The organism is Moraxella oblonga NBRC 102422 (assembly GCF_001598275.1).
GTDB lineage: Bacteria > Pseudomonadota > Gammaproteobacteria > Pseudomonadales > Moraxellaceae > Moraxella > Moraxella oblonga.
Genome location: NZ_BCYQ01000021.1, coordinates 1 through 23827, shown reverse-complemented (window position 1 = coordinate 23827; position 23827 = coordinate 1). Strand labels below are relative to the sequence as shown.

At 41.3% G+C, this 23827-nt stretch carries 28 protein-coding genes and 1 pseudogene; 12 read left to right on the top strand and 17 right to left on the bottom strand.

Features of this window, described 5'->3' with window-relative positions; translation table 11 throughout:
* The first annotated feature begins 20 nt into the window (after positions 1–20).
* From MOB01S_RS07290 to MOB01S_RS07265, 7 genes and pseudogenes are all read left to right on the top strand, one after another.
* Positions 21–710 (top strand): YidX family protein, encoded by a 690-nt coding sequence (locus MOB01S_RS07290; protein ID WP_066803213.1) that lies wholly within the window; start codon positions 21–23, stop codon positions 708–710.
* Between the two features lie 292 nt (positions 711–1002).
* Positions 1003–1215: pseudogene (locus tag MOB01S_RS12150) on the top strand (fumarylacetoacetate hydrolase family protein); the annotation flags it as partial.
* A 135-nt stretch (positions 1216–1350) separates the two neighbouring features.
* Positions 1351–2274, top strand: coding sequence for a 50S ribosomal protein L11 methyltransferase (gene prmA / locus MOB01S_RS07285; RefSeq protein ID WP_066803210.1), 924 nt, complete (start codon positions 1351–1353; stop codon positions 2272–2274).
* A gap of 41 nt (positions 2275–2315) precedes the next feature.
* Positions 2316–3386 (top strand): zinc-ribbon domain-containing protein, encoded by a 1071-nt coding sequence (locus MOB01S_RS07280; protein ID WP_066803207.1) that lies wholly within the window; start codon positions 2316–2318, stop codon positions 3384–3386.
* A gap of 15 nt (positions 3387–3401) precedes the next feature.
* Positions 3402–3647, top strand: a complete 246-nt coding sequence (locus MOB01S_RS07275) for a helix-turn-helix domain-containing protein (RefSeq protein WP_066803200.1) — start codon at positions 3402–3404, stop codon at positions 3645–3647.
* A 53-nt stretch (positions 3648–3700) separates the two neighbouring features.
* Positions 3701–5257 (top strand): bifunctional phosphoribosylaminoimidazolecarboxamide formyltransferase/IMP cyclohydrolase, encoded by a 1557-nt coding sequence (gene purH / locus MOB01S_RS07270; RefSeq protein WP_066803197.1) that lies wholly within the window; start codon positions 3701–3703, stop codon positions 5255–5257.
* Between the two features lie 120 nt (positions 5258–5377).
* Positions 5378–6166 carry a hypothetical protein gene (locus MOB01S_RS07265; protein ID WP_066803194.1) on the top strand — a complete coding sequence of 263 codons (789 nt, stop codon included), beginning with the start codon at positions 5378–5380 and terminating at the stop codon, positions 6164–6166.
* A 302-nt stretch (positions 6167–6468) separates the two neighbouring features.
* Here the strand turns inward: MOB01S_RS07265 and MOB01S_RS07260 are convergent, their stop codons facing one another.
* The 10 genes from MOB01S_RS07260 to MOB01S_RS07215 form a co-directional block, all read right to left on the bottom strand.
* The gene (locus MOB01S_RS07260; protein WP_066803191.1) at positions 6469–6774 is read right to left on the bottom strand and encodes a hypothetical protein; all 306 of its coding nucleotides are present in this window, start codon (positions 6772–6774) and stop codon (positions 6469–6471) included.
* A gap of 2 nt (positions 6775–6776) precedes the next feature.
* Positions 6777–7592: a glutathione-dependent disulfide-bond oxidoreductase gene (gene yghU, locus MOB01S_RS07255; RefSeq protein ID WP_066803188.1), complete on the bottom strand. Its 816-nt coding sequence runs from the start codon at positions 7590–7592 to the stop codon at positions 6777–6779.
* Between the two features lie 14 nt (positions 7593–7606).
* The gene (locus MOB01S_RS07250; protein ID WP_066803185.1) at positions 7607–8137 is read right to left on the bottom strand and encodes a hypothetical protein; all 531 of its coding nucleotides are present in this window, start codon (positions 8135–8137) and stop codon (positions 7607–7609) included.
* A gap of 21 nt (positions 8138–8158) precedes the next feature.
* Positions 8159–8674 carry a hypothetical protein gene (locus MOB01S_RS07245; RefSeq protein WP_066803182.1) on the bottom strand — a complete coding sequence of 172 codons (516 nt, stop codon included), beginning with the start codon at positions 8672–8674 and terminating at the stop codon, positions 8159–8161.
* Positions 8667–9293, bottom strand: a complete 627-nt coding sequence (locus MOB01S_RS07240) for a GDSL-type esterase/lipase family protein (protein WP_066803179.1) — start codon at positions 9291–9293, stop codon at positions 8667–8669. Before MOB01S_RS07240 ends, MOB01S_RS07245 begins: the two co-directional genes overlap by 8 nt.
* Positions 9293–9781, bottom strand: a complete 489-nt coding sequence (locus MOB01S_RS07235; protein WP_066803176.1) for a hypothetical protein — start codon at positions 9779–9781, stop codon at positions 9293–9295. The genes MOB01S_RS07240 and MOB01S_RS07235 overlap by 1 nt, the downstream gene beginning before the upstream one ends.
* Before the next feature lie 83 nt (positions 9782–9864).
* Entirely contained in the window at positions 9865–11493 is a 1629-nt protein-coding gene (locus MOB01S_RS07230; RefSeq protein WP_066803173.1) for a dihydrolipoyllysine-residue acetyltransferase, read from the bottom strand.
* Between the two features lie 18 nt (positions 11494–11511).
* On the bottom strand, positions 11512–14265 hold the full coding sequence (gene aceE / locus MOB01S_RS07225) for a pyruvate dehydrogenase (acetyl-transferring), homodimeric type (protein WP_066803170.1): 2754 nt from the start codon (positions 14263–14265) through the stop codon (positions 11512–11514).
* Positions 14266–14415: 150 nt separating this feature from the next.
* Positions 14416–14916, bottom strand: coding sequence for a hypothetical protein (locus tag MOB01S_RS07220; protein WP_066803167.1), 501 nt, complete (start codon positions 14914–14916; stop codon positions 14416–14418).
* A gap of 6 nt (positions 14917–14922) precedes the next feature.
* Positions 14923–15453 carry a tRNA (cytidine(34)-2'-O)-methyltransferase gene (locus MOB01S_RS07215; protein ID WP_066803261.1) on the bottom strand — a complete coding sequence of 177 codons (531 nt, stop codon included), beginning with the start codon at positions 15451–15453 and terminating at the stop codon, positions 14923–14925.
* Positions 15454–15562: 109 nt separating this feature from the next.
* Here MOB01S_RS07215 and MOB01S_RS07210 point away from each other — a divergent pair, with 109 nt between their 5' ends.
* The 5 genes from MOB01S_RS07210 (at position 15563) to MOB01S_RS07190 (ending at position 19196) form a co-directional block, all read left to right on the top strand.
* Complete coding sequence (locus tag MOB01S_RS07210; RefSeq protein ID WP_066803165.1) at positions 15563–16390, top strand: threonine/serine exporter family protein; 828 nt, start codon at positions 15563–15565, stop codon at positions 16388–16390.
* Positions 16390–16842 (top strand): threonine/serine exporter family protein, encoded by a 453-nt coding sequence (locus tag MOB01S_RS07205; RefSeq protein ID WP_066803164.1) that lies wholly within the window; start codon positions 16390–16392, stop codon positions 16840–16842. The genes MOB01S_RS07210 and MOB01S_RS07205 overlap by 1 nt, the downstream gene beginning before the upstream one ends.
* A 181-nt stretch (positions 16843–17023) precedes the next feature.
* Positions 17024–18121 (top strand): class Ia ribonucleoside-diphosphate reductase subunit beta, encoded by a 1098-nt coding sequence (gene nrdB, locus MOB01S_RS07200; RefSeq protein WP_066803162.1) that lies wholly within the window; start codon positions 17024–17026, stop codon positions 18119–18121.
* A gap of 14 nt (positions 18122–18135) precedes the next feature.
* Complete coding sequence (locus MOB01S_RS07195) at positions 18136–18432, top strand: 2Fe-2S iron-sulfur cluster-binding protein (RefSeq protein WP_066803160.1); 297 nt, start codon at positions 18136–18138, stop codon at positions 18430–18432.
* A 38-nt stretch (positions 18433–18470) separates the two neighbouring features.
* Entirely contained in the window at positions 18471–19196 is a 726-nt protein-coding gene (locus MOB01S_RS07190; protein ID WP_066803158.1) for a hypothetical protein, read from the top strand.
* On the opposite strand, the gene MOB01S_RS07185 is transcribed toward MOB01S_RS07190, so the two are convergent.
* The 7 genes from MOB01S_RS07185 to MOB01S_RS07155 form a co-directional block, all read right to left on the bottom strand.
* Entirely contained in the window at positions 19184–20401 is a 1218-nt protein-coding gene (locus MOB01S_RS07185) for a ribonuclease D (RefSeq protein ID WP_066803156.1), read from the bottom strand. The two genes, MOB01S_RS07190 and MOB01S_RS07185, sit on opposite strands and share 13 nt — an antisense overlap.
* A 12-nt stretch (positions 20402–20413) precedes the next feature.
* A complete protein-coding gene (pyrF, locus tag MOB01S_RS07180; RefSeq protein WP_066803154.1) occupies positions 20414–21103 on the bottom strand; it encodes an orotidine-5'-phosphate decarboxylase in 690 nt (229 codons plus the stop codon).
* A 1-nt stretch (position 21104) separates the two neighbouring features.
* Positions 21105–21482 carry a LapA family protein gene (locus MOB01S_RS07175; protein ID WP_066803152.1) on the bottom strand — a complete coding sequence of 126 codons (378 nt, stop codon included), beginning with the start codon at positions 21480–21482 and terminating at the stop codon, positions 21105–21107.
* Positions 21483–21485: 3 nt separating this feature from the next.
* Positions 21486–21788, bottom strand: a complete 303-nt coding sequence (locus tag MOB01S_RS07170) for an integration host factor subunit beta (RefSeq protein WP_218016085.1) — start codon at positions 21786–21788, stop codon at positions 21486–21488.
* A gap of 64 nt (positions 21789–21852) precedes the next feature.
* Positions 21853–22074, bottom strand: a complete 222-nt coding sequence (locus MOB01S_RS07165) for a hypothetical protein (protein ID WP_157073929.1) — start codon at positions 22072–22074, stop codon at positions 21853–21855.
* A gap of 68 nt (positions 22075–22142) precedes the next feature.
* Entirely contained in the window at positions 22143–22940 is a 798-nt protein-coding gene (locus tag MOB01S_RS07160) for a class I SAM-dependent methyltransferase (protein ID WP_157073928.1), read from the bottom strand.
* Positions 22941–22945: 5 nt separating this feature from the next.
* Positions 22946–23788 (bottom strand): undecaprenyl-diphosphate phosphatase, encoded by an 843-nt coding sequence (locus tag MOB01S_RS07155; protein WP_066803145.1) that lies wholly within the window; start codon positions 23786–23788, stop codon positions 22946–22948.
* Positions 23789–23827: the final 39 nt, after the last annotated feature.

The following is a 23827-nucleotide window of genomic DNA, read 5'->3' as shown; positions in this document are numbered from 1 at the left end:
AAAAATGTGGAGATTTGTTGATGAAAAAATTTGCCGTTGCTTTACTGACTGCTACCATGATGTTGTCTGGTTGTGCCACTCACTCACTACTTTCCAAAGATTCAGGGGGTATGACGACCAAACAAGTACAAAAAACACTCGTCAATGACACCGTCCTTGCTTTTGGCAAACCAACCTTACCCATGCAAGGATTGCCTGCCGATGCGGTGGTGATTGTGGGACAAAAACACAGCTATGTATTGACCGAAGGTGGTGGACAATTTGAACGTTTGCTCACTCGCCTTGACCCAAAACACATCAAACTCACCAAACCGTTAGAATTTTATTCACAAAATAATGACGGACAATTTACAGGCGAGCTTGCTTTTAAATACACCAAGCTCAAAGATGACGTGAGTAATCAAGAGTTGAATTTCTTTTTGCAAAACAATGTAGAAGAATGCACTTCTTACAGCGACAAGTCACTTAATGCTCAAAGTTTTTGTTTTAGCATTCCTCTAAAAGGTCTGTCTTACCCCGCCGTCAACAATCAAGCCAGCCTGCACACACTTAGTCGTGCCTACCCTGTCAGCATTTACACCCACGAAGAGCAAACCACCTACCGACAAGGTGAGAGTGACCCTATCCAAAAATTGGTCTTATTTCCTTTTGCAGTAGCATTTGACGTGGTAACTTTACCATTTCAAGCCATTGGCAAGATTTTTGACTAAATGATAATTTTGACAAAAAATGCAAGTATGACTTGCATTTTTGTTTTTATTAAACTTAAAACAAAAAAGCCAAAAAACTTGGAATAGCCTGATTTTATACCAATCGCAACTTTATGCAACTGTTTGATTTTTATCAGGTGCATGGCAATTCTCGCCCACATCTTAAAAATTTATATCAATAAGTTGTGATTTTAAGTTGAGAATAAGATTGGTTTTGTAAATCTTGTTAAAATAAGGGAGCGTGCTGGCTTGGCACATTTAAACCCTTTACAAAAAAACTTATCACCTAAGCCTAAGTATCAACGATGAACTCCGCCAAAACGACACTACTGACAAACTGATGTATTCATTAGAATATCTGGTTGATTATCTTGATGATTTATATGGTGTGCAGGCAGGCGACCTCGTCATGACAGGCACACCCAAAGGTGTGGGCAAGCTCAATACAGGCGACAGACTTAGCATTAGCATTGATGATGATGTATATCAGGTAAATGTGCTGTAAACACACCCACACATCGCACAAACGCCACAAATTTGACAAAATACCATTTGCAAATGCGTTATTTTTTGTTAAAATGGGTAAAATTTTTACTTGGTTAATAATTGACCACATTGACACATTAATTAGGGCATTGTTATGGCATGGCAACAAATTCACCTACAACTCACCAAAGAGCAAGTTGAACTGGCAGAAGCACTCTTTTATGAAGCCGAAGCAGTTTCTATTTTGCTTGAAGATGCAGGTGATGAACCACTTTTTGAACCCATGCCAAACGAAGAGCCACTTTGGTGCGATGTCATTTTAACCGCCATCTTTGACACCAACACAGATGACCGTTTTGCCCAAATGGACTTTGAACATCTCGCCCAAGAAGTCAGTGCCGAAGTTGGAGCAAGTCGTGTATGGCTATCTGTACTTGACGACAAGGATTGGACTCGTGAATGGATGACACACTACAAGCCTGTACCTTGTGCCAATAATTTATGGATTGTACCGCAGTGGCTAGAAGCCCCAGACCCCAACGCCGCCAACTTGATATTAGACCCTGGACTTGCCTTTGGGACAGGATATCACGCCACCACTCGCCTATGTCTTGACTGGCTCACCGAGCAGGATTTGACCGACAAAGTAGTGATTGACTACGGTTGTGGTTCTGGTGTGCTTGGTGTGGGGGCGTTACTGCTGGGAGCAAAACAAGTCCTAGCGGTAGATATAGACCCACAAGCAATCCTTGCTACTCGCCAAAACGCCAAATTAAACGGTGTTGAGGACAAACTTTTGGCGTTTTTGCCCGAAGAATTTAAAATTTATCAAGAACAAAACAGCATTCAAGCTGATACCATTACTGCCAATATTTTAGCCAAACCACTCATTCATTTTGCCCCTTATTTTGCTACCCTATTAAAAAATAAAGGCTCTATCGTATTGGCAGGATTGATTGAAAATCAAGTCAATGACGTGATGAACGCCTACCAAATCGCCTTTGATATGGACATACCTTATCATTATGACAATGCCGATGACCGCCATTGGTATCGTTTGTCCGCCACCAAACGCTAAGCCTTGTTGGGTGATTTTCACGACATATTAGGAATAAAATAATGAGCCAACTAAAAACCCAATGCCCAAGTTGCCACGCTACCTACCCCATGCCAGAAGCAAAACTGGGCGAGCCTAATGCAAAAGCAAGGTGCGGACGTTGCCAAGAGATTTTTTTACTCAATGACCATCTAATCGCACCAGAACAAGAAAATAAAAAAGCAGGGGTAAACCTAGACGCATTCAACGCCATTGCCAATGAACCAGTTCCAGAACAGCCCAAAAGACGCACCAAACGAGAAAAACCTGCACCCACAGGCGATGTCATTCACGATGATATGTTTGGAGAAGAAGAAAAACCCGTCAGTGTGGCTTTTTCTGACAACGAGCTAGACAGCTTTTTAAATAGTGATGTACATATCCAACAGCCCATAACCAGCACCCTAGACGAACAAAAATCCCAACAAGATGACGAATCTTGGGTGCGTGATTTGCTTGATGACTCAAAACCCAGCGTCGCCACCCAAAACAGTGTTGCACGTACAGCCAGCACCGCCCAAACAGCGATTGATTTTGATGATTTTATCCCTGTAGCTACCACCCCAAGAACCAGAAAAAATGTTGGTCTTAGTCGTATTCTCGCCAAAAAAGACCCAACCGCCCAAGAAATCGCCAGCCAAACTTCAATGATTTCCCAACTTCTTTGGCTTTTGGGTTGTGCTTTGTTATTGGCGGTGTTGGCTATCCAGTACGTCTTTTTCAACATCAACACAATCGCCAAAAACCCCTCCCAAGCAAGTGTGCTAGAAAGTGTGTGTGCTATCGCACCTTGCACCATTCCAAAAGCAGAGCTATCCAATATCAGCATTGAATCTACACATACTAGCGAAAACTACACCACCAACATCGTTGTTGTTATCACAAACAAAGGTAATGACCCCACACTATTTCCTAACTTTGTAGTTACAGCCAAAGATGTCAATGGTGCATTACTTGGTGATTTTGTGGTTACTACCAAAGATTATGTATTTGAAGCCCAAAACAGTCTATTGAGCGGACAACACAAACGTGCCATGTTTACCATCAATACCGCCAAATTTGTTTCTACCGTAGACATTAAACCTTTTTACTAATCATACCAATCCATTATGAATAACACGCAATCCCAATCAGCATTGTATCACCATGTTGAACAAGCCGTACATGACTACCTACACAATCTGGCAGGTGAAAACACCACAAACATGTACGAGTTATTTTTGCACGAATTAGAAAAACCGCTATTGATTAGCCTACTAAAACACACCAATCACAACCAATCCAAGACCGCCAAAATGCTGGGTCTAAATCGTGGTACATTGCGTGCCAAAATGAAAACACATGGCTTATTGTAATCACAGACCCGTTTTTGACGGGTTTTTTGTTGAATTTCTATCTAGGAGTTTTTATGAAAAAATTCGCACTTTTGTCCGTTTCTGACAAAACAGGCATTATTGAGCTTGCCAAAGGTCTAGTAGCCCATGGTTTTGGCATTTTGTCCACAGGTGGCACATTCAAATTACTCAAAGATAATGATGTTGACGCCATTGAAGTCAGCTCACACACAGGATTTAGTGAGATGATGGGTGGTCGTGTCAAGACCTTACACCCCAAGATTCACGGAGGTATTTTAGGCAGACGTGGCACAGATGATGATGTGATGGCAGAGCATGGCATTGACTGTATTGATGTGGTGGCGGTAAACCTATATCCCTTTGCCCAAACCGTTGCCAACCCCAACGTCAGTATGGAAGATGCCATTGAAAACATTGACATTGGCGGACCTGCAATGGTACGCTCTGCTGCCAAAAATCATGCTCACGTTACGATTTTAACAAACCCTGCCGACTATGGACGTGTGCTTGATGAGCTTGCAAATGGTGGTATCAGCTTTGAGACTCGTTTTGATTTAGCGGTCAAAGCCTTTGAACATACCGCCCATTATGATGGTATGATTGCCAATTTCTTTGGTAAAAAATTGGGTGAAAATGCTGATTTTGCTCGTACATTTAACACCCAACTTATCAAGGCTCAAGATTTGCGTTATGGCGAAAACCCACACCAAAAAGCCACTTTTTATGTTGAAAAAGACACAAAAGAAGCCTCAATTGCCACCGCCATTCAACATCAAGGCAAAGAGCTGTCTTATAACAACATTGCCGATACCGATGCGGCATTGGAATGCGTCAAATCTTTTGCAAAACCTACCTGTGTCATCGTCAAACACGCCAATCCTTGTGGCGTAGCAGTTTCCCTAGATGGCATTTTGGACGCTTACAACCTAGCCTATGCCACCGACCCAGAAAGTGCCTTTGGTGGAATCATCGCCTTCAACCGTGAGCTTGACATTGAAACCGCCAAAACCATCATTGAACGTCAATTTGTGGAAGTCATCATCGCCCCAAGTGTAGCAGATGGCGTGCTAGACATCACCGCCACCAAGAAAAACGTGCGTGTACTTACCTGTGGCGAACTGCCCGCCATCAACGAACGCACGCCACAGCTTGACTATAAACGTGTCAATGGCGGGCTTTTGGTGCAAGATCAAGATTTGGGCATGATTGACAAATCCGACCTAAAAGTCGTTACCAAACGTCAGCCTAGCCAAGAAGAGCTTGATGATTTGATTTTTGCATGGAAAGTTGCCAAATATGTCAAATCCAACGCCATCGTCTATGCCAAAAACCGCCAAACCATCGGTATTGGTGCAGGTCAGATGAGTCGTGTGAACTCCGCTCGTATTGCCATCATCAAAGCCGAACACGCAGGACTGCCTGTGGAGGGTGCAGTCATGGCATCAGACGCATTTTTCCCATTCCGTGATGGCATTGACAATGCAGGCAAGGCTGGCATCAAGTGCATTATCCAACCTGGTGGCTCTATGCGTGACGAAGAAGTTATTGCCGCTGCCGATGAGCATGGTATTGCCATGGTCTTTACAGGCATGAGACATTTTAGACATTAATCCAACGGATAAAATAAGGTTTTAATTTGATTAAAGCCTTATTTTATTGGGAAATCGCCTTGCAACCACCGCCCATTTTGATTATAATAAAATTCACTTTGTGTTTTATAGACAATCCCAATGACAACCCCAGCAATCCCCAGCCTTTTAATCACACCCCCTTGGCAAATCAAAGGCTTGCGTATCAGAGCTCCCGAATTTCCTGATGAAACCCAATTAAATGCCCTACCACCTTTACTATTAAAAGACGGAACGCCATTGTCTAATGAGCAAATCAAAAATTTAATTGGCATTTTATTAAAAAGCGATGATAAAGCGTGGGTAAAACCATTGGATAACGACAGTTTTTTAGAGTTATTATCAGCATTTAATCAGGAATCTTTACATCAATTTGCCAAAGCAATACAAGAGCAATTTGGCTTGGATTGGTATGGCTACTGCACATTAACGCCACTTGATACAGAAATGATTGGTCATATTGTGGGGTACATGTATGACCATTATGCGGTGTTACGAATACGCTTAGATGTTTTGGATTACTTGAAAATGGAGGAAGGATATAATATTTTTGAATCCAAAGAATATGCCGAAACAACATTGAATAAGCATTGCCCCTACCCATCTCCAAGTTATCATGAATCCTATTTATTAAAAATATTGCTTACCAATTATCGCCTATATCATAATGAATGGGCATTGGCATCTTTATTTTTTATTAGTCAAAACACAATCGGCTATGGACGCAGTGAATCAAAACGCTTGCTCAAAAAATTTATAGAAACAACTGGATTGTCTGAACAAGAATTTGAAAAAGTCCGTCCGTCTGATAAAGAAATCAAAGCCATCGCCATTAAAAAGTCGGATTATAAAACTTATGAAGAGCTTTTAATGGCGGGTTTTTATATATAACCCCAAAACTATCGTAAGATTTATTTAGCATAAGGTGCGTATCATACCTTTAAAGTGTTTGAAAATAGTGCGTTGTACGCACCTTTGGATTAAAAGGTTGGATTTTGATTAACCTTGTTCAATCCATTTTTGCAATCAAACATAAGGTGTACATGCGTATGTACCGTTACAGGTTTAAAAACGATGCGTTATACACACCTTACAGCTTAAAAACCATATTTGGGGCGAAAAAATTAAATTCACAAAAAATCACAGGGTAAACATCATGCCACCCTACAGCTCATCATTTATCAAAGGTAGAATTAATCAGGCATATTCATCTTGGTTTGGTCGGGATTTAACCCAAAATAAAAAACCCCTGTTGCTACCGCACTATTCACCAGCACAAAAGCGACATCAATCGGATCATGATTTAACAAAAACCGCCCCATCAAAAACGACACCAATAGCATAACAGCAAAACACACCCCCACAAAACCCAAAATGGTCGGGTGCATGAGCGTATAAACTGCACCCGTTTTGCGTTTGGGGTGGAGTATTTTTAGGTTAATCATAAACCCAAGCAAATACATTGCACTACCCAACAACAAATAACCGATAAAATTCATCGTCATTCACCAATTGGTCGCAACGACAAATTTTCAGCCAATTTCACCGCTTCACGGCTTTGGATAGATTTTGCCCAACTTATGACATTTGTGTATTCATGGACACTTAAAAATTGAGAAGCATCATAATTGGCATAATCATTTTGTCCAACATAAAGCTTGCCTAGCACCAACGCCCCATACCATGGATAAATCGCCATATCCGCTATGGTATATTCATCACCAACCACAAACTGATTGTTTGTCAAATGCTTATCCAACACATCAAGCTGACGTTTGGCTTCCATGGCATAGCGGTTGATGGCATATTCTATCGGCTCGGGGGCATAAGCATAAAAATGCCCAAACCCACCACCCAAAAATGGAGCAGACCCCATTTGCCACATCAGCCATGATAAAGTTTGGGCGTTTTTGGCAGAATCTTTTGGTAAAAATCTGTCATATTTTTGGGCAAGATACAACAAAATCGCCCCACTTTCAAAAATAGAAATGGGTGTATCGGTTGAATAATCTACCAGTGCAGGTATTTTAGAATTGGGGTTAATATCCACAAACCCTGTGCCAAACTGCTCACCTGCCATGATGTTAATTTTAAAAGCATCATAATCAAGCAGCCCAAGCACCTTTAACTCTTCTAAAATAATATTGACTTTGATGCCATTGGGTGTATTTAGGCTATATAGCTGATATGGCTTATCACCTTTGGGCAAGTTTTGCGTGTGTCTTGCTCCTGCGGTGGGGCGATTGATACCACCAAATTTCCCGCCCATTGATGCTTTTTCAAATTCCCAAACTTTTGGGGGCATATAATTGGTCATAACTCTTCTCCAAATTAAATTTTACGTTTGCAATGATTATTTTCAATATCAGTAGGAAAATCTTCATCAATACTTTCAAAGGCGGTAATATAGGTATTTTTATCAAGAAAACGAATGCGACCAATCGCTCCCTTTGCCACTAACTGCTCAATTTCAGGACGCTCCATTGCTTCTTTAATAACAAGCATTAATTCTTTATCATAATTGGCAAAAGCAGTTATTCTATCATAATTTGGCATATCTATTTTATAAGATTGAACAATGCCATCATAATAACTAATTTTATCATTATCCAATTTATATTTGGACAATGTTTGTATTTTTTCAATTTGATACAAATCATCATTTTCTGATAAACTATATAATACAGTATTGTCGGTAATGATATTATCATTACGGTATTCAACCACACTTTCCGACCTAAAATCATCATCTATTAAAACTTTACATTCCCATTTTCCAATCAAATCTTGTTTGGTAAATGGAATTTCAGCATTTGCCCATAATGGCACAATCATGCCAAGTAACAGCATTCTTTTTAACATATCCATTCCTCAAATCAATCATCACAAATTAAAATTGAGCCAACTCTTTTTATGACAAGTCATCAGCATTTGGCTTTGGCTGTCATTGGCTAAAAAACTTCTTTTATCTATCAATGATACATCAAATTCACGCTGACGAATGTCATTATCCATCATCATTTTAATAATCGGCAAAGATTTATTTAAGGCAATGCTTGCTTGTCCAATGTCATCTTTACTGCTATTTGGCATTCTGACTTTATAATTATAAAGTTGATAATCCTCATAAATCAGCATGTCATCGGCAAATCGCCATTTGGCTTTTGAATTGGCAGTTTCGATTTGATAGGCATATTCATGGCGTTGTCCGTAGGTGATTTGAAAATACTCATTCACCGTCCCATCTTTTAAAAATTGCAAATCAATTTTTTGTGCCACAAAAGGTTCATGGTTTTTCATGTCGCACTGCCATTTGCCAATAAAAGTTTTATCATTCAAAGAATTGGCAAAACCAAGCACAGGCAATAACAAAAATCCCGCCAACGCATATTTAAACATAACCCAATTCCTTTAAAAATTCAAACAGCATTTCGGCAAATTTGGCATAGCCTGCCCCATTGGCGTGGATTTGGTCAGATTTTAGGCTGTTGTCGGATAAAATTTCTGACCACGCTTTTTCAAATAGCGGTACGTTCAATTCGTCCGCCACTTCTTTGTAAACAGGGTTATCGCTGGCTTTGCCAAATAAAGCACTGACCGAAAAATGCGGCTCAGCAATCAACACCACGGGCATGGATTTTGATTGTAAGGTATTGATAATATTAATAAGGTTTGATTTGGTTACATTCATATCAATCCGTCTCAATACATCATTGCCACCCACACCCAATAGCACCAACTTGGGCTGATGTGCCATCACGGTATCTAGGCGGTTTAGGACATCAGAGGTGGTATCGCCATTGACACCCATATTTTTAATCTGCCAACCTGTCAGTCCTGCCAACACCTTAGGATAATCTTGCCCTTGACCACCAAAACCAAACGTCAAGCTATCTCCCAACGCCACCACCTTTGAATCTTTGCCAAGTGTGGTAAACTTGGACTTACCACCACAAGCCGTCGCCAGCACCACAGGTGATACAGCAAGCAGCTGCAAAAATAATCGGCGATTTGGCATCATGGGGCAACTTCACGCAGGCAAATGCCCGTTGCACCATCATCAGCAGTATATTGATGCATATTTTCATCAATAAACGTGATGGTTTGCCATGGGTGAGTTTGGTATTGGTCAATCAAGTTTTGCTTCAATAACGCCACTTCACCAAAATTCGCGGACTGTTTAGTAACATGATCATAAACTTCATAGGCATCAATGGTCATGTTAGACATTCTTTGGCGACCACCAAGCAACTCCCAGCCATATCCTAAACGCACATTACCAGTCGCTCGCAATTCGCCATTTTCGTAATGATTGACCTGAATGGTTTCATTGGCACGACCATTTGATTGGTAATGAACACGATTTTTGGTTTGTATGGCAAGATTACCATGATAAACAACCGCTTCACACAACCAATTACCAACCAAAGTAGCACCGCCTGATGTGGGATTTGCCAATGCTGAGCTTGACACCAACAACAAAGAGGCAACAACTATCTTTTTCATAAAAAAACTCCAAAAAACAATCGGAATTATAACAAAAAAGACGGTTTATGTTCCGTCTTTTTTGTAGCATTATTTTACTAAAATTATAGTAAAATTTTGCGTGGGTCAGCAAGCAATTTGGCGATGTAGCGAGTAAATACTGCCGCATCTGCCCCATTGATGAGACGATGGTCATAAGACAAAGACAACGGTAGCATGAGGCGAGGCTCAAACTCTTTGCCATTCCAACGTGGCTGAATGGTGGATTCAGAGATTCCCAAAATCGCCACTTGTGGGTGATTGACAAGCGGAGTAAAATACGTCCCACCCATATTGCCTTGCGATGAGATGGTAAATGATGCACCTTGCAAGTCTTTGGCAGATAACTTCTTATCACGGGCTTTTTTAGCAAGTTCGCCAATCTCTTTGGCAAGTTCGGTGATACCCTTGCTTTGAGCATTACGAATGACAGGTACAATCAATCCATCATCAGTTGCCACAGCAATACCCATATTTACCGATTTGCGAACAATCATTTGGGTGTTATCATCAGACACATGACTGTTGAATTTGGGGTGCTGAGTTAGTGCATACGCTACCGCTTTAACAATAAATGCCAAGATAGTCAAGCCAATACCTTTTGCCTTGAATTCATCTTTTAAAGATGCACGCAAGGCCTCGGTATCAGTAATATCCGCCAAATCAAACTGCGTAACCTGCGGAAGCAAGGTATTAAGATTGAGTTGTGGAATTGAGACTTTTTGAAGGCGTGACAACTCAACCGTCTGGGTCTCGCCCCAAATTTCAAGATTACTCATGTCAGGAAGTGGTGGTAAACTAATCGCCGAACCACTCGCCACGCTTGGTGTATTGGCTGGTTTGGTATTGGCATTGTTAATCACCGCTTTAACATAACCAAATAAGTCTTCTTTTAGGATACGACCATGCGGTGCTGTACCTTTGACCAGACTAATATCAATACCCATCTCACGAGCAAGTTTACGCACCGCAGGTCCTGCATGAGCGTCTTTGGCACGAATATTTACCTCATTTTCTGGTAATTTGCCAGTGGGGGCAGTTTGTGTACTTGGTTGGGTTGTCGGCTCAACTTGGGAGGCAGGAGTAGGTGTTGTAGCTTTTGGTTGCTCACTAGCAACCGAAGCGCCAGTATCGCCTTTGATGGTGATAAAGGCTTGACCGTTGGCAACAGTATCACCCGCTTTAACCAAAATCGCCTCAACCACACCACTCACAGGAGCAGGCACTTCTACGGACGCTTTGTCAGATTCAACAAGTAGTAGCGATTGACCCTCACTCACACCATCACCAACCGCCACAAGCACTTCGGCAACTTCGGCACTTGCCACACCCAAGTCAGGCAGATTGTAGGTTTGGCTGGCTTGATTGCCAGTTTGGTTTGTGGTTGGAGCAGGCTTGGCTTGATTCTCTACAACTGGTTCGGTGGTAGCTTCTTCTGCTTTGGGTGCAGGCGTTTGTTCAGCACTAATGGCTGTTTCAACGGTAAACAGTACCGTACCTGTACTAATACTATCACCAACATTAACAAATACCGCCGTGATTTTACCACTCACAGGAGCAGGCACTTCTACGGACGCTTTGTCAGATTCTGCCAAAATTAGACTGTCATTTTCAGCAATGACATCACCCACTTTGACCAACACTTCTGCCACTTCGGCACTATCTACACCCAAATCTGGGGCTAAAATTTCCATGATTCTCTCCTATTTGGGTTATTTGACATCATCTTTGAGCTCAGGCACAGGTTTTGGTGCTGGGTGTGCAGGAGCAGGTGCATCAGGGTAATAGTCATGATGTGGTTGTGGTTGCCATGCAGGTGCTTGGTCAGCATCAATGCCAAATGTCGCAATTGCGTCTTTTACCAAACGTACATCTACCTCACCTTCATCAGCAAGTTTTTTAAGGGTTGCCACCACGATGTGAGCAGCGTCTACATTAAAGAAGCTACGCAAGTTGGCACGAGTATCAGAACGCCCAAAACCATCTGTACCAAGTGTGCTATATGGGCGGTTGTCAGGCAACCAACCACGGATTTGTTCAGCATAGTTACGCATATAGTCAGTCGCCGCCACAATAACACCTTTGTGTGGTGCAAGCTGTTCAGTTACCCAAGGTAGTTTAGGCTCATCAGTTGGGTGCAAGCGATTATAATCATCGCACGCCATACCATCACGAGTCAGTTCGTTAAAGCTCGTTACGCTCCACACGTTGGCTTTGATGTTAAACTCTTCTGCCAAAATGGTTGCCGCTTTTTGAACTTCACGCAAAATCACGCCAGAACCCAACAGTTGAACTTGGGTAGAGCCGTTATCTTCTAATAGGTACATACCACGTTTGATACCCTCTTCTACTGCTTGACGGTTTTGGGCAGGAATGGCAGGCTGGTCGTAATTTTCGTTCATGAGCGTGATATAATAGTACACACGTTCACCATTGCCATACATACGTTTTAAACCATCGTGCATGATGACCGCAAGCTCATAACCAAAACATGGGTCATAGGTTACACAGTTTGGTACTGTGCCAAATAGGATATGGCTGTGACCGTCTTGGTGCTGTAAGCCTTCGCCATTTAGGGTAGTACGCCCCGCAGTAGCACCAAACAAGAAACCTTGTGCTTGGCTGTCGCCTGCTGCCCACGCCAAATCGCCAATACGTTGGAACCCAAACATGGAATAATAGATATACATCGGAATCATTGGCAGAGCATTCACCGAATAGCTGGTTGCAAGGCTAATCCAAGAACTCATCGCCCCTGCTTCGTTGATGCCCTCTTCAAGCATATGTCCATCTTTGGCTTCACGATAACCCATCAAGGCTTCGGCGTCTTCGGCAACATAGTTTTGACCGACAGATGAATAAATGCCTAATTGACGGAACATACCTTCCAAACCAAAAGTACGAGCTTCATCAGGCACGATAGGTACGACATATTTGTTAAGACCTTTGTCTTTTAGGAGGGCAGACAACAGACGGACAAACACCATGGTGGTGGATTGTTCTTTGCCCTTACTACCTTGCAACACTCCATCAAAAACAGACAATTCTGGAATCTCTAATGGAACATGACCACTACGGCGAGCTGGTAGATGTCCACCCAATGCCTCACGGCGACCCATCAGATATTTGTATTCGGCACTGTCTTCGCTAGGACGATAGAATGGTAGGGTTTTCAACTCTTCGTCGCTGATTGGCAAATCAAATCTATCACGGAAGTATTTAAGTCCAGTTTCGTCCAGTTTTTTGAGTTGGTGGGCTTTGTTCACTGCTTGGATTTGGCTAGATAGTCCATAACCTTTGACAGTTTTTACCAAAATCACTGTTGGCTGACCTTTGGTTTTCATAGCCTCAGCATAGGCAGCGTAGACTTTTTTGGGGTCATGTCCGCCACGATTTAGACGCATGATTTCATCGTCAGATAGAGCGGACGCCATGTCAGCAAGCTCTGGGTATTTGCCAAAAAACTCTTTACGCACAAACGCACCATCACGAGCGGTATAAAGCTGGTATTCACCATCAACCACTTCTTCCATGCGGTGTTTTAGAACACCTGTATGGTCTTTGGCAAGTAGGCTATCCCAATGGTCACCCCAAATGACCTTAATCACACGCCAGCCTGCCCCACGAAACACTGATTCAAGCTCTTGAATAATCTTGCCATTGCCTCGTACAGGACCATCAAGACGTTGGAGGTTGCAGTTGATGACCCAAATAAGGTTGTCCAGTTTCTCACGCCCTGCCATGCTGATGGCACCCAAGCTTTCTGGTTCATCCGTCTCACCATCGCCCAAAAATGCCCAAACTTTACGGTCTTCGTCTTTAATCAAACCACGGTTAGTTAGGTATTTTTGGGTACGAGCTTGATAAATACTCATCAGTGGTCCAAGACCCATAGATACGGTAGGAAATTGCCAGTAGTCAGGCATCAGATATGGGTGTGGATAGCTTGATAGACCCTTGCCGTCCACTTCACGGCGGAAGTTTTTAAGTTGTTCTTCGGATAAACGTCCCTCCATGAACGAGCGAGCGTACATACCCGGTGTGCCATGACCTTGATAATAAATCATGTCGCCACCATGAGCCTCACTGGGTGCACGCCAAAAGTGGTTAAAGCCAGTTTCGTATAGCGTTGCTGATGATGCAAAAGTTGCCAAATGCCCACCAAGCTCATCATCATTCATATTGGCACGTACCACCATCGCAAGAGCATTATAGCGTACGATAGAACGCAGTTTACGCTCCATATGTAGGTCGCCTGGATAAGTAGGCTCATCTTCAACAGGAATGGTATTGACATAGGCGGTATCTAGGCGGTTGGCTTGCAAGCCTTCTTGTACCGCTTTGTTATAAAGTGCTTTTAATAAAAAGCCTGCTCTTTCTTTGCTGGCGTTTTTGATGACCGACTCAAATGCGTCAAGCCACTCTTGGGTTTCGACGTGGTCGGAATCGTTGTAGTATGTTGTCATAAAATTACCCTTACAGGATTAGTTAATATTTGGATATGATTATTGTAAAACCAAAAATCTTTCACATTATAAAAGATTTTTATCATAAAATGGTATGATTTTGAGAAATATTTTCAAAAACTCCATTTTTTAAATAAATAATGAACATTTTTAATGCCCATGCACACCGTGAATACTAGGCTTAACAATCTCCAATGGCACATCATCGCATGGCACTTGATAAATCACATTCACCCCTTGAACAATATGTACCACATAGCCACCATCAACCAATGGATTGACATTGGCAACGGTCGGATTTACCTTTGCCAACGCCATCATACCATCAGGGCGAGCGATAACATGGCTCAAATCAGCAGATTGCAAATCTAGCGTATTAACCCTAAAAAACTCCCACGCCTTATCCAAAGCCAGCTCATCTAGTGCTTCAGGCTTATCCCATGCTTGCGTTGCTCCGTTTGGCTCTTTCATTTGCATGACATAACCATCATCATGGCTAATCTTGATTTGGGCAGTGCCATCTTTATGCACGCTATAACACCCCACAAGCTCATTGTTGGTTGTGGGAGTTGGGTTGGATTTGGTGTGCGTTTGTTCGCCACAAGCGGTCAAGGTGAGCAACATCAAAGGTAAAAATAGTTTTTGAAACATAACAAATCACTCAGGACGACTAGACAAACGATGATAACCCACACTCTCACCCACATCACCCACAAAGCCAAGTTGTCGCCATACTTCGTACAGACAAATCGCCACGCTGTTAGATAGGTTTAGACTGCGAGAATCAGGGAGCATGGGCAACCTTAGCCAATTGTCCGCTCCAATATCATCACGCACATCAGTAGGCAAGCCATCAGTTTCTGAACCAAAAACCAATGCAACCAAGCCATTATTTTGTTTAAAATCATAATCGTAAAATGGACGGCTAAATTTTGTCGTCAAAGCCACCACCGTCTCCACACCCACGTTTGTTAAATAATCACGACACGCCTGCCAATCATCATGCACTTGCATGTCAGCATATTCGTGGTAATCAAGCCCCGCTCGTCTCAACTTTTTATCATCAAGCTCAAACGCCAAAGGTTTGATAAGATGTAGTTTTGCTCCTGTATTGGCACACAGGCGAATGGCATTACCTGTATTATTGGGGATTTTGGGGGTGTATAAAACAATGTGGATTTGTTGCATGGGACAAATAAATGGTAAAAAATAAACCATTATTATACACTTTTTTGCTAAGGTATGTTGAACATTCACAACATCAAGTTATAATATATAATTTTGACACCGTATAATTATGAGCACCATTGTTCAAAAACCCCCCTACCTAAGCCACGAAGACCAACAACGCATCACACGACTTTGTGTGCGTTGTGCTTTGTTGCTCATGCAATACGGAGCAGAATCGGTGGTGGTGGTAGATTTGACCAAACGTTTGGGTTTGTCACTTGGTGTAACGGGGGTAGAATGTGCATTATCATTTAACGCCATCACATTGACAACACTTCATCAAGGTCGCTGTATTACCACCGCCAGAAACACCGTTCATCAAGGCATTAATGTCAATATTTTGGTACAAATTCAGCAAATTATCCTTGACATTGAACGCCAAAGAAATCAATCCCAAAAATTTGATGAATCTTGGGTTGGCGACATTGAACACCGCCTGTACCACATCAACCGCACCACCTACCCCAACATCATTTTGGCGTTATTTGTCGGTTTATCCTGTGCCTGCTTTGCTTATTTAAATGGTGGCAATATAAAAATCGCCCTCGTAACATTGGTGGCAGGTATGTGTGCCATGCGAGTACGAACCTATCTTTCCACTCAACATTTTAACCCCTTTGTGGTTGTCATTATCACCGCTTTTGTAGCAACCTGTCTTGGGGCAAGTGGTCATTTTTTAAATTTAGGAGCAAATACCGATGTCGCCGTTGCGTCAAGCGTTTTATTGCTTGTGCCAAGCTTTCCCATCATCAACGCTCTATCTGATATTTTAAAAGGTTATATTAACATGGGCGTGGGTCGTTGGATGTTTGCCACCATGCTCACTTTATCGTCTTGTGTTGGTATTGTCATTGCATTGATTTTATTGCAAATTCCAGATTGGGGACTACACTGATGAATTTTATCATTGATATTTTGCTAAGCTGTGTTATTACCTTTGGGTGGTGTTTGATGTTTACCCTACCCTTGCGTTATATAAGTCTTTGCATGATACTAACCGCCATCAGTTTTGGCACAAAAACACTCATGACACAAGCAAACGTACATTTGGCGGTGGCGACTTTTTTTGGAGCGATGTTTGCCAGTTTTTTGGGTGTATATTTTGCCCAAAAAAAAGGATTACCGCCCAAAGCACTCATCGTACCAAGTGTCATTTGCCTCATGCCGGGTATTGTGGCGTATAAAGCGATGGTGAGTATGGTACAAATTGGCTATTTTGGATTTAGCATACCGCTATTTGTGCAAATGATGACTTACTTTTTTGAAGCGATTTTTATCATTTCGGCATTGGTATTGGGCTTATCCATTCCCGGATTGTTATTTTATCGGCGTAAACCCATCGTTTAACCATTTCAAAAAATAAATAATTTAATAAAATCAATTACTTAACAAATTTTATCATTAATAAAATCAATCGCTTAATAAATTTTATCATTCAAATGAAAATTTTCATCAAAAATATGCTAAAATTTTCACCACTCATCACCAACCGATGATGATTGTCATTACACATTAGAGATTAAATTTTATGCATTATTCTATTTTTCCTCAAACCAAAAACGACCCCCTAAAAGAACCCATGTTTTTTGGGCAAGCCGTGAATGTCTCTCGCTATGACCAACAACGCCACCCAATATTTGAGCAACTCATTGAGAAACAGTTGTCCTTTTTTTGGCGACCAGAAGAGATTGATGTCAGTCGCGATAGGATTGATTTTAGTGAGCTTTCTGCCCCTGCCCAGCACATTTTTTTATCCAATCTAAAATACCAAACCTTGCTTGACAGCATTCAAGGGCGTAGCCCCAATGCGGTGCTTTTACCGATTGTGTCTTTACCCGAACTTGAAACGTGGATTGAAACTTGGTCATTTAGCGAAACCATTCACAGCCGTAGTTATACACACATCATTCGCAACATTGTCAATGACCCCAGCATCATTTTTGATGATATTATGGATAACGAGCATATTTTGGCACGAGCCAAAGACATTGCGGTGTATTATGATGATTTGTATGAAGCCAGTCAGATGTATAATTTGACAGGCAAAGGTGATTTGCGTGAATTAAAGAAAAAACTATACCTATGTATCGTGGCGGTCAATGTCCTAGAAGCCATTCGTTTTTATGTGTCATTTGCCTGCTCATTTGCTTTTGCCGAAAACAAAGTCATGGAAGGCAATGCCAAAATCATCAAGATGATTGCTCGTGATGAAGCCTTGCACCTAAATGGCACTCAACATATCATCAACCTAATGAGAAATGGCAAAGATGACCCTGAAATGGTGGAGATTGCCAAAGAATGTGAAGCCGAAGCAATCCAGATTTTCCGTGTGGCGTCCGAGCAAGAAAAAGACTGGGCGGACTATTTGTTCAAAGATGGCTCAATCATCGGGCTAAACCGTGATATTTTATGTCAATATATTGAATACATCACCAATGCTCGCATGAGTGCGATTGGTCTACCTGCTATTTTTGATGTCAAATCCAACCCAATCCCATGGATTAACGCATGGTTATCGTCCGACAACGTCCAAGTCGCCCCCCAAGAAACAGAAATCACCACTTATCTGGTTGGTCAGATTGACAGTGATTTGGACGATGTAGACTTGGACGATTTTAAATTATAATTTAGTGATGTGGTATGGGCTGGGTTTTTACAGAAGAAAAACGATTTTATTTGCATGATGGTGAAACTTTGCTTGATGGCATGATACGCACCGAACATAAAGATGTGCGATATATGTGTCGGCAGGGTTTTTGTGGGGCATGCAAAATAAAAGTACACTCATCTACCTGTGCCACTTCCCATAAAAGCTCACCGCTTGCCATGCTTGATGATGGTGAAGTATTGGCGTGTTGTTGCGTTTGTGATGGCACGCTTGCGGTGTGTTATGAAGGTCGGTTAAGTTTATTTGATGATTTTATCAAAAACCGTTAAAATATCCATAAAAGATTACAAGGTCATCACAATAAATTATGACACATTTTAAAAAACATCAAAAAACCCTCCTCATCGGTGCTGTGTGCTTGGGTGCGATAGGCTTAGGGTTGATATGGGCACGTCCAAACAATGACAAAATGACCATCGTACCAACTGCAAAAGCAGACGTGGGTGTGCTAAAAATGAGCGAAGTGCTACCAAAACCACAGTTGGTGCGTTACGTTTCTATTGAAAATACCAAAATTACTCCCCAAGAAAAACAAAAAATCCTAAAACAAATCAACAATATCCAAGAAACAGGCAGTAGCACGGGCGGGGTTTTAACCACCGAATTTAAACAATCTACCCACGCCAAGATGACTTATCGTTTTGGACGCAAGCAACCTTTATCCTTCCAAGCAGTCAAGATGATGTCGTTTTTACCACAAGGCTTTGTCTTGACAGGTCGCCAATACGAAGGGCAAAAGGGTGAGCAGGGTTTTGATGGCATTTATCAATTGTTTGAAAACCCCACCACCAAATCCCGCCTTGAAATCACCCAAACCAAATTGGCACATGAAACCATATTGATTAAGGAGCTGTTTAACGAAAATGTAGACGGTACACCCATCCGCCTAGAATCGTTGAGCGACAAACAGGGCAATATGTATTATCATGGTGAGTTTGTACTGGGCGAAACTTATGTGGTGATGAATGCCAAAGGCATGAATTTACCCGAATTTATGGCAGTGATTATTGGCTTATTAAGTCAACCACGCTGATTGTTGCCCAAGATAAAGCCGTCCGCAATCTGCTCTTTGTACTCACGCAGTAGTGGTAAAATATGTGCAATAACCCACTCATGGCGATAGCCTTTCAAACCGTCTGGCAAATGCTCATCGTCTAACTCTTGGTAAATCATATATAAAAGTTGATTTAGCCACCGCCCTCGCATAAGCAATGATTCAGGGATTTGAGTAGCTTGACTGTGAGCAGCAAGGGCTTGGGACAACTCTTTTTTAAAGGGTTTATTTTTACTAGTATACGGCGGTGGCGGTAGGGTAATGAGTTGCTCTTTGGGCAGACTTGTTACTTGTTTGATGATACGCACAATGTCATCACCATAACGGCGTAGGGCATTGCGATTAATGCTTGTATTTGCTAATGCCTTGGTAGTGGTAGGCATGGTATCAATGATGTCTCGCAGTCCCTGTTTGTCAATGATAAAGGTGCGTGGTTTGTTTTTGACCCTTGCCAAACGTTCTCGCCAACTGGTTAAAGCTTGTAACAAGGTGATTTGACGTTGGTTATATTTGGGGTCAAGATAGTCCAAATACACCTGCTCATTGGGGGTGTGTAAAGCAGTATGAATTTCTTTAGCGTATAATAAGCTGTCTTCAATCACGCAATCAAACAGATTTTTGGCAACAAGAGTTTCTTTGATAACTTCATACAGTGTAGGCAAATACTGCACATCACTAATGGCGTAGTTTTGTTGATTGTCGCTAAGTGGACGAACAAGCCAATCTGATTGACTTTCGGCTTTGTCTAGTGTTACACCCAATACCTCAAACACCGCTTGAGCATAACCGACCTGCATAAGACTGGTAAGATATGCAATGCCAATTTGTATATCAATGATATTGGTGAGTGGTGGGCATTTTGCCAAATGATAAAAAATCGTCAAATCTTCACCGCACGCATACCACAGCATGGTTGGTACTTCTGAAAGTGCTTGCCAAAATTCACTCAAATCAAGTTTGGGGGCATCTACCAAATAAATGCCCTTACCCGTGTTCACTTGCACAAGTGCCAAAATCGGATAATAGGTGGTACGCCTCACAAATTCGGTATCAAGTGCCACCACGTCCACATCATCAATCTCATCAATCAACGCGTACAACTCATCATCAGTCTCCACCCATCTGATAGGTAGCGTGGGTATGGGACGATTAGGTGGTTTTGGAAAAGCGAACATATCAGTCATGGCAATCAAAGATTATAAAGTGCTTAGAATTTGTTGAAGTTTGGCAACTGGATCTTTGGCGGTGGTAATTGATCGACCAATCACCAAAAAGTCCGAACCATTTGCCACAGCATCTTTGGGCGTACAAATGCGTTGCTGGTCATCTCTACTATCATCAGGCAGACGAATGCCGGGCGTGATGAGTTTAAAATCCGCTCCCAATGTACTTTTTAGCAATTTAGCCTCTTGGGCGGAACAAACCACCCCATCTAACCCTGATGCTTGGGTAAGTTTGGCAAGTCGCAAGACTTGATTGCTAACTTTGTCATTAATACCAAGCTCTATAAGCGCCTCATCAGTCATTGAGGTCAATACCGTTACACCAATAAGTAAGGTTGCGTAGCCACCCTCACGCAGGCGGGTTTTGCACAGTTTCATCGTTTGACTACCGCTCATGGCATGAACATTTACCATCCATACACCCAAATCGGCTGAACTTAGCACCGCTTGGGCGGTGGTATTAGGAATGTCGTGGAATTTTAAATCCAAAAATAACTCAAAACCCCGAGCATGCAAGGACTTGACAACTTCTGTACCACAAGCGGTAAACAGCTCTTTTCCCACCTTTAAACGACATAGCTTTGGGTCCAATTTGTCCGCCAATGCCAATGCCGAACCTAAATCATGTTTATCAATGGCAACGATAATGGGCGATGCAGTCATGTCATTGTCCTTGTGGGGGTACAAACGTGGTGTTAAGGGTTGGCTCTGGCATGGTTTGTGTGGCTTGTGTCTGTGCTAAGGCGATGCGATTTTGCTCAATGGCGATGTTTGCTTCCTTTAATTTGCTTTCCAATAGAGCAACATCTTTGTGCAGTTTTCTGATTTCTAGTTTGTTTTGCAAAACTTTAAAAATCAACAACGCCAGCAACACACCGATAAAAACCCCCAATGTGATGGTAGCAATTAGCACCAAACCCAAATTGGTGTTAGGTAGTTGACTAAACAATAGATTAACAGCAACTTCATTGTTGTTGGTTAATACCAATGCTAACGAATAGCCAAAAAATATCACCAATAAAATAATTAAAAACATGGACATGGCTTACATCTCTTGATTGACGAGTTCACGCAATGCCTTACCAGGCTTAAAATGTGGCACAGATTTTGCGTCCACCATGACAACCTCACCCGTTCTGGGGTTACGAGCTTGGCGTGGCTCTCTGTGGTGTAGCGAAAAACTGCCAAAACCACGCACTTCTATGCGTTCGCCATTGGCTAGGGCGTTCGCCATGAGTCCAATTATCTCACGCACCGCTTCATCAACCAACTTTTCATCTAAATGATGACATTCAGAAGTTAGGTTATTGATTAAATCGGATTTTCTCATGATAGGTGTTTGTTGCATGATAATTTCTCTTTAAAATTATGTGCTTATGATAACTTAAAATGGCAAAAATAGGAAACATTTTTTATATTTTTTCTGACAAATTAGGGTTGTCTATTTCTTTTTCTTTATTTGCCAATTCATAGACTGCCAATGCTTGTACCAATTCTAAATGAGGAAATTCTTGGCGAATGGCTTTAATGGCTTTGACTTTGGGCAAATGTAATTGTGTTTTGGCAAAATTGACAAAATCATTGATATGTTCTGGCTTATATGTTTCAAGTGGATTATCTATGGTTTTAAACATTGACCTAAACAACCAAATCAGATAAAACCCAAAAACAATGATTGTCACACAAATTAAAATAATTTCAATCATTGATTATTCTCCATATACACATCAAATCTTATGACTTCATTATTAAAACTTTGATTGGGCGATTTATCGGCAAAATTGGGAGCTATTATAGGGCGTTTAATCACCAATTTATCACACTTTGCTATGGCGGTATTAAAAAGTTTTAATTCATCATCGCTATTTGGTGGACTAACCATTGAATGCAATACTTGCATATTTTTATTGACCGCTCCCTTATAACTGCCATTTGGAAACATTGGGTCAAGATAAATTAAATCGTGTTTGATACTGTTATTGATAATATCATTGCTATTACCAAATACAATATTAATTCTATCCATCAGTTTTTGCCAATTTTTATGTTGGCTCATTTTAAGTTTTTCAAAATACAGCATTAAAAAAATGATTGGATTTTGTTCAATCAGCGTTACCCTTGCCCCTGTACTTGCCAATATCAGCCCATCAATGCCAAATCCTGCCGTACCGTCAATAACGCTCATTGTTTGACTTAATTTACACGCCTTTAATAACAGTTCATTATTTTTCCCAGAAGAGACAATGCGTTTTTGCAGACTTTGCCAATTAAGATTGGTTTTAATAAGTTCATTATCAATAACCATTGCCAATATAAAACTTTGTTTATCAAAAAATAACAAAGGTGCATTATCATTAAAGGCACTTACTTTTTTTAAAGATTTATTAGAACAATCCAAAGTTTCAATAACAGATAATGACAAATTTAATTGAAATTCTTGTATGAGCGTTTCAATAAATTTAATATCGTATTCGTGATTATTTAAAAAAATGCAATTCAACAATCTTATCCTTCCATTGAATAACCAAAGCCAAAAAAAGCAATTAACACCACAATGCCTGTAATAATTCTTAAATAAGCAAAAATCATAAAGTCTTTTTTGGAAACCCACGCCACCATAAAGCGAATGCAAATTAAAGCAATAATAAAAGATGCCACAAAGCCCACACCCAATATTGCCCAATCGCCCCCTGTTTGCATTGCCTCTTTGTGTTTGATTAAGCCTAGTAAGCCTGCCCCCATAATAACAGGAATACCCAAAAAAAATGAAAATTCGGTGCCAGCCGTGCGAGAAGTACCAAATAATAACGCCCCAATAATGGTTGAGCCACTGCGAGAAGTCCCTGGTATTAGAGCAAGGCATTGTGCCAAACCGATTTTAATAGCGGTTTTAAAGTCTATTTGTTCGGCTGTTTGAGCAATGATGGGGCGTTTGGTTTTTTCAGCATATATAATAAGCACTGCACCGACAATTAACATTATTGCCACCACCACAGGGTGAAATAATTTTTCGGTAATAAAATCTTCAAATAATAAACCCAGCACCATTATCGGCAATGTGGCAATAATTAACGATAAGCCTAATTGACGGGGTTTTTCTAATCCTTGTGCCTTGCCTGTTAATAAACCCATTAGGGCATTCCAAAGCCTGCCCCAATAATCATAAACCACCGCCAGCATTGCCCCCATTTGAATGACGACAATAAACAAACTTGCCTTTTCTTTTGTCCAAAAGTTCATTAAATCCGCCGATAAAATCAAATAGCCCGTACTAGAAATCGGCAAAAACTCGGTAATACCTTCAATAATACCCATGATTAGGGCTTTGATAAATAAAAGAATGTCCAATTTAAATGACCTTATATATTTTAATTAAAAATTTGGGTA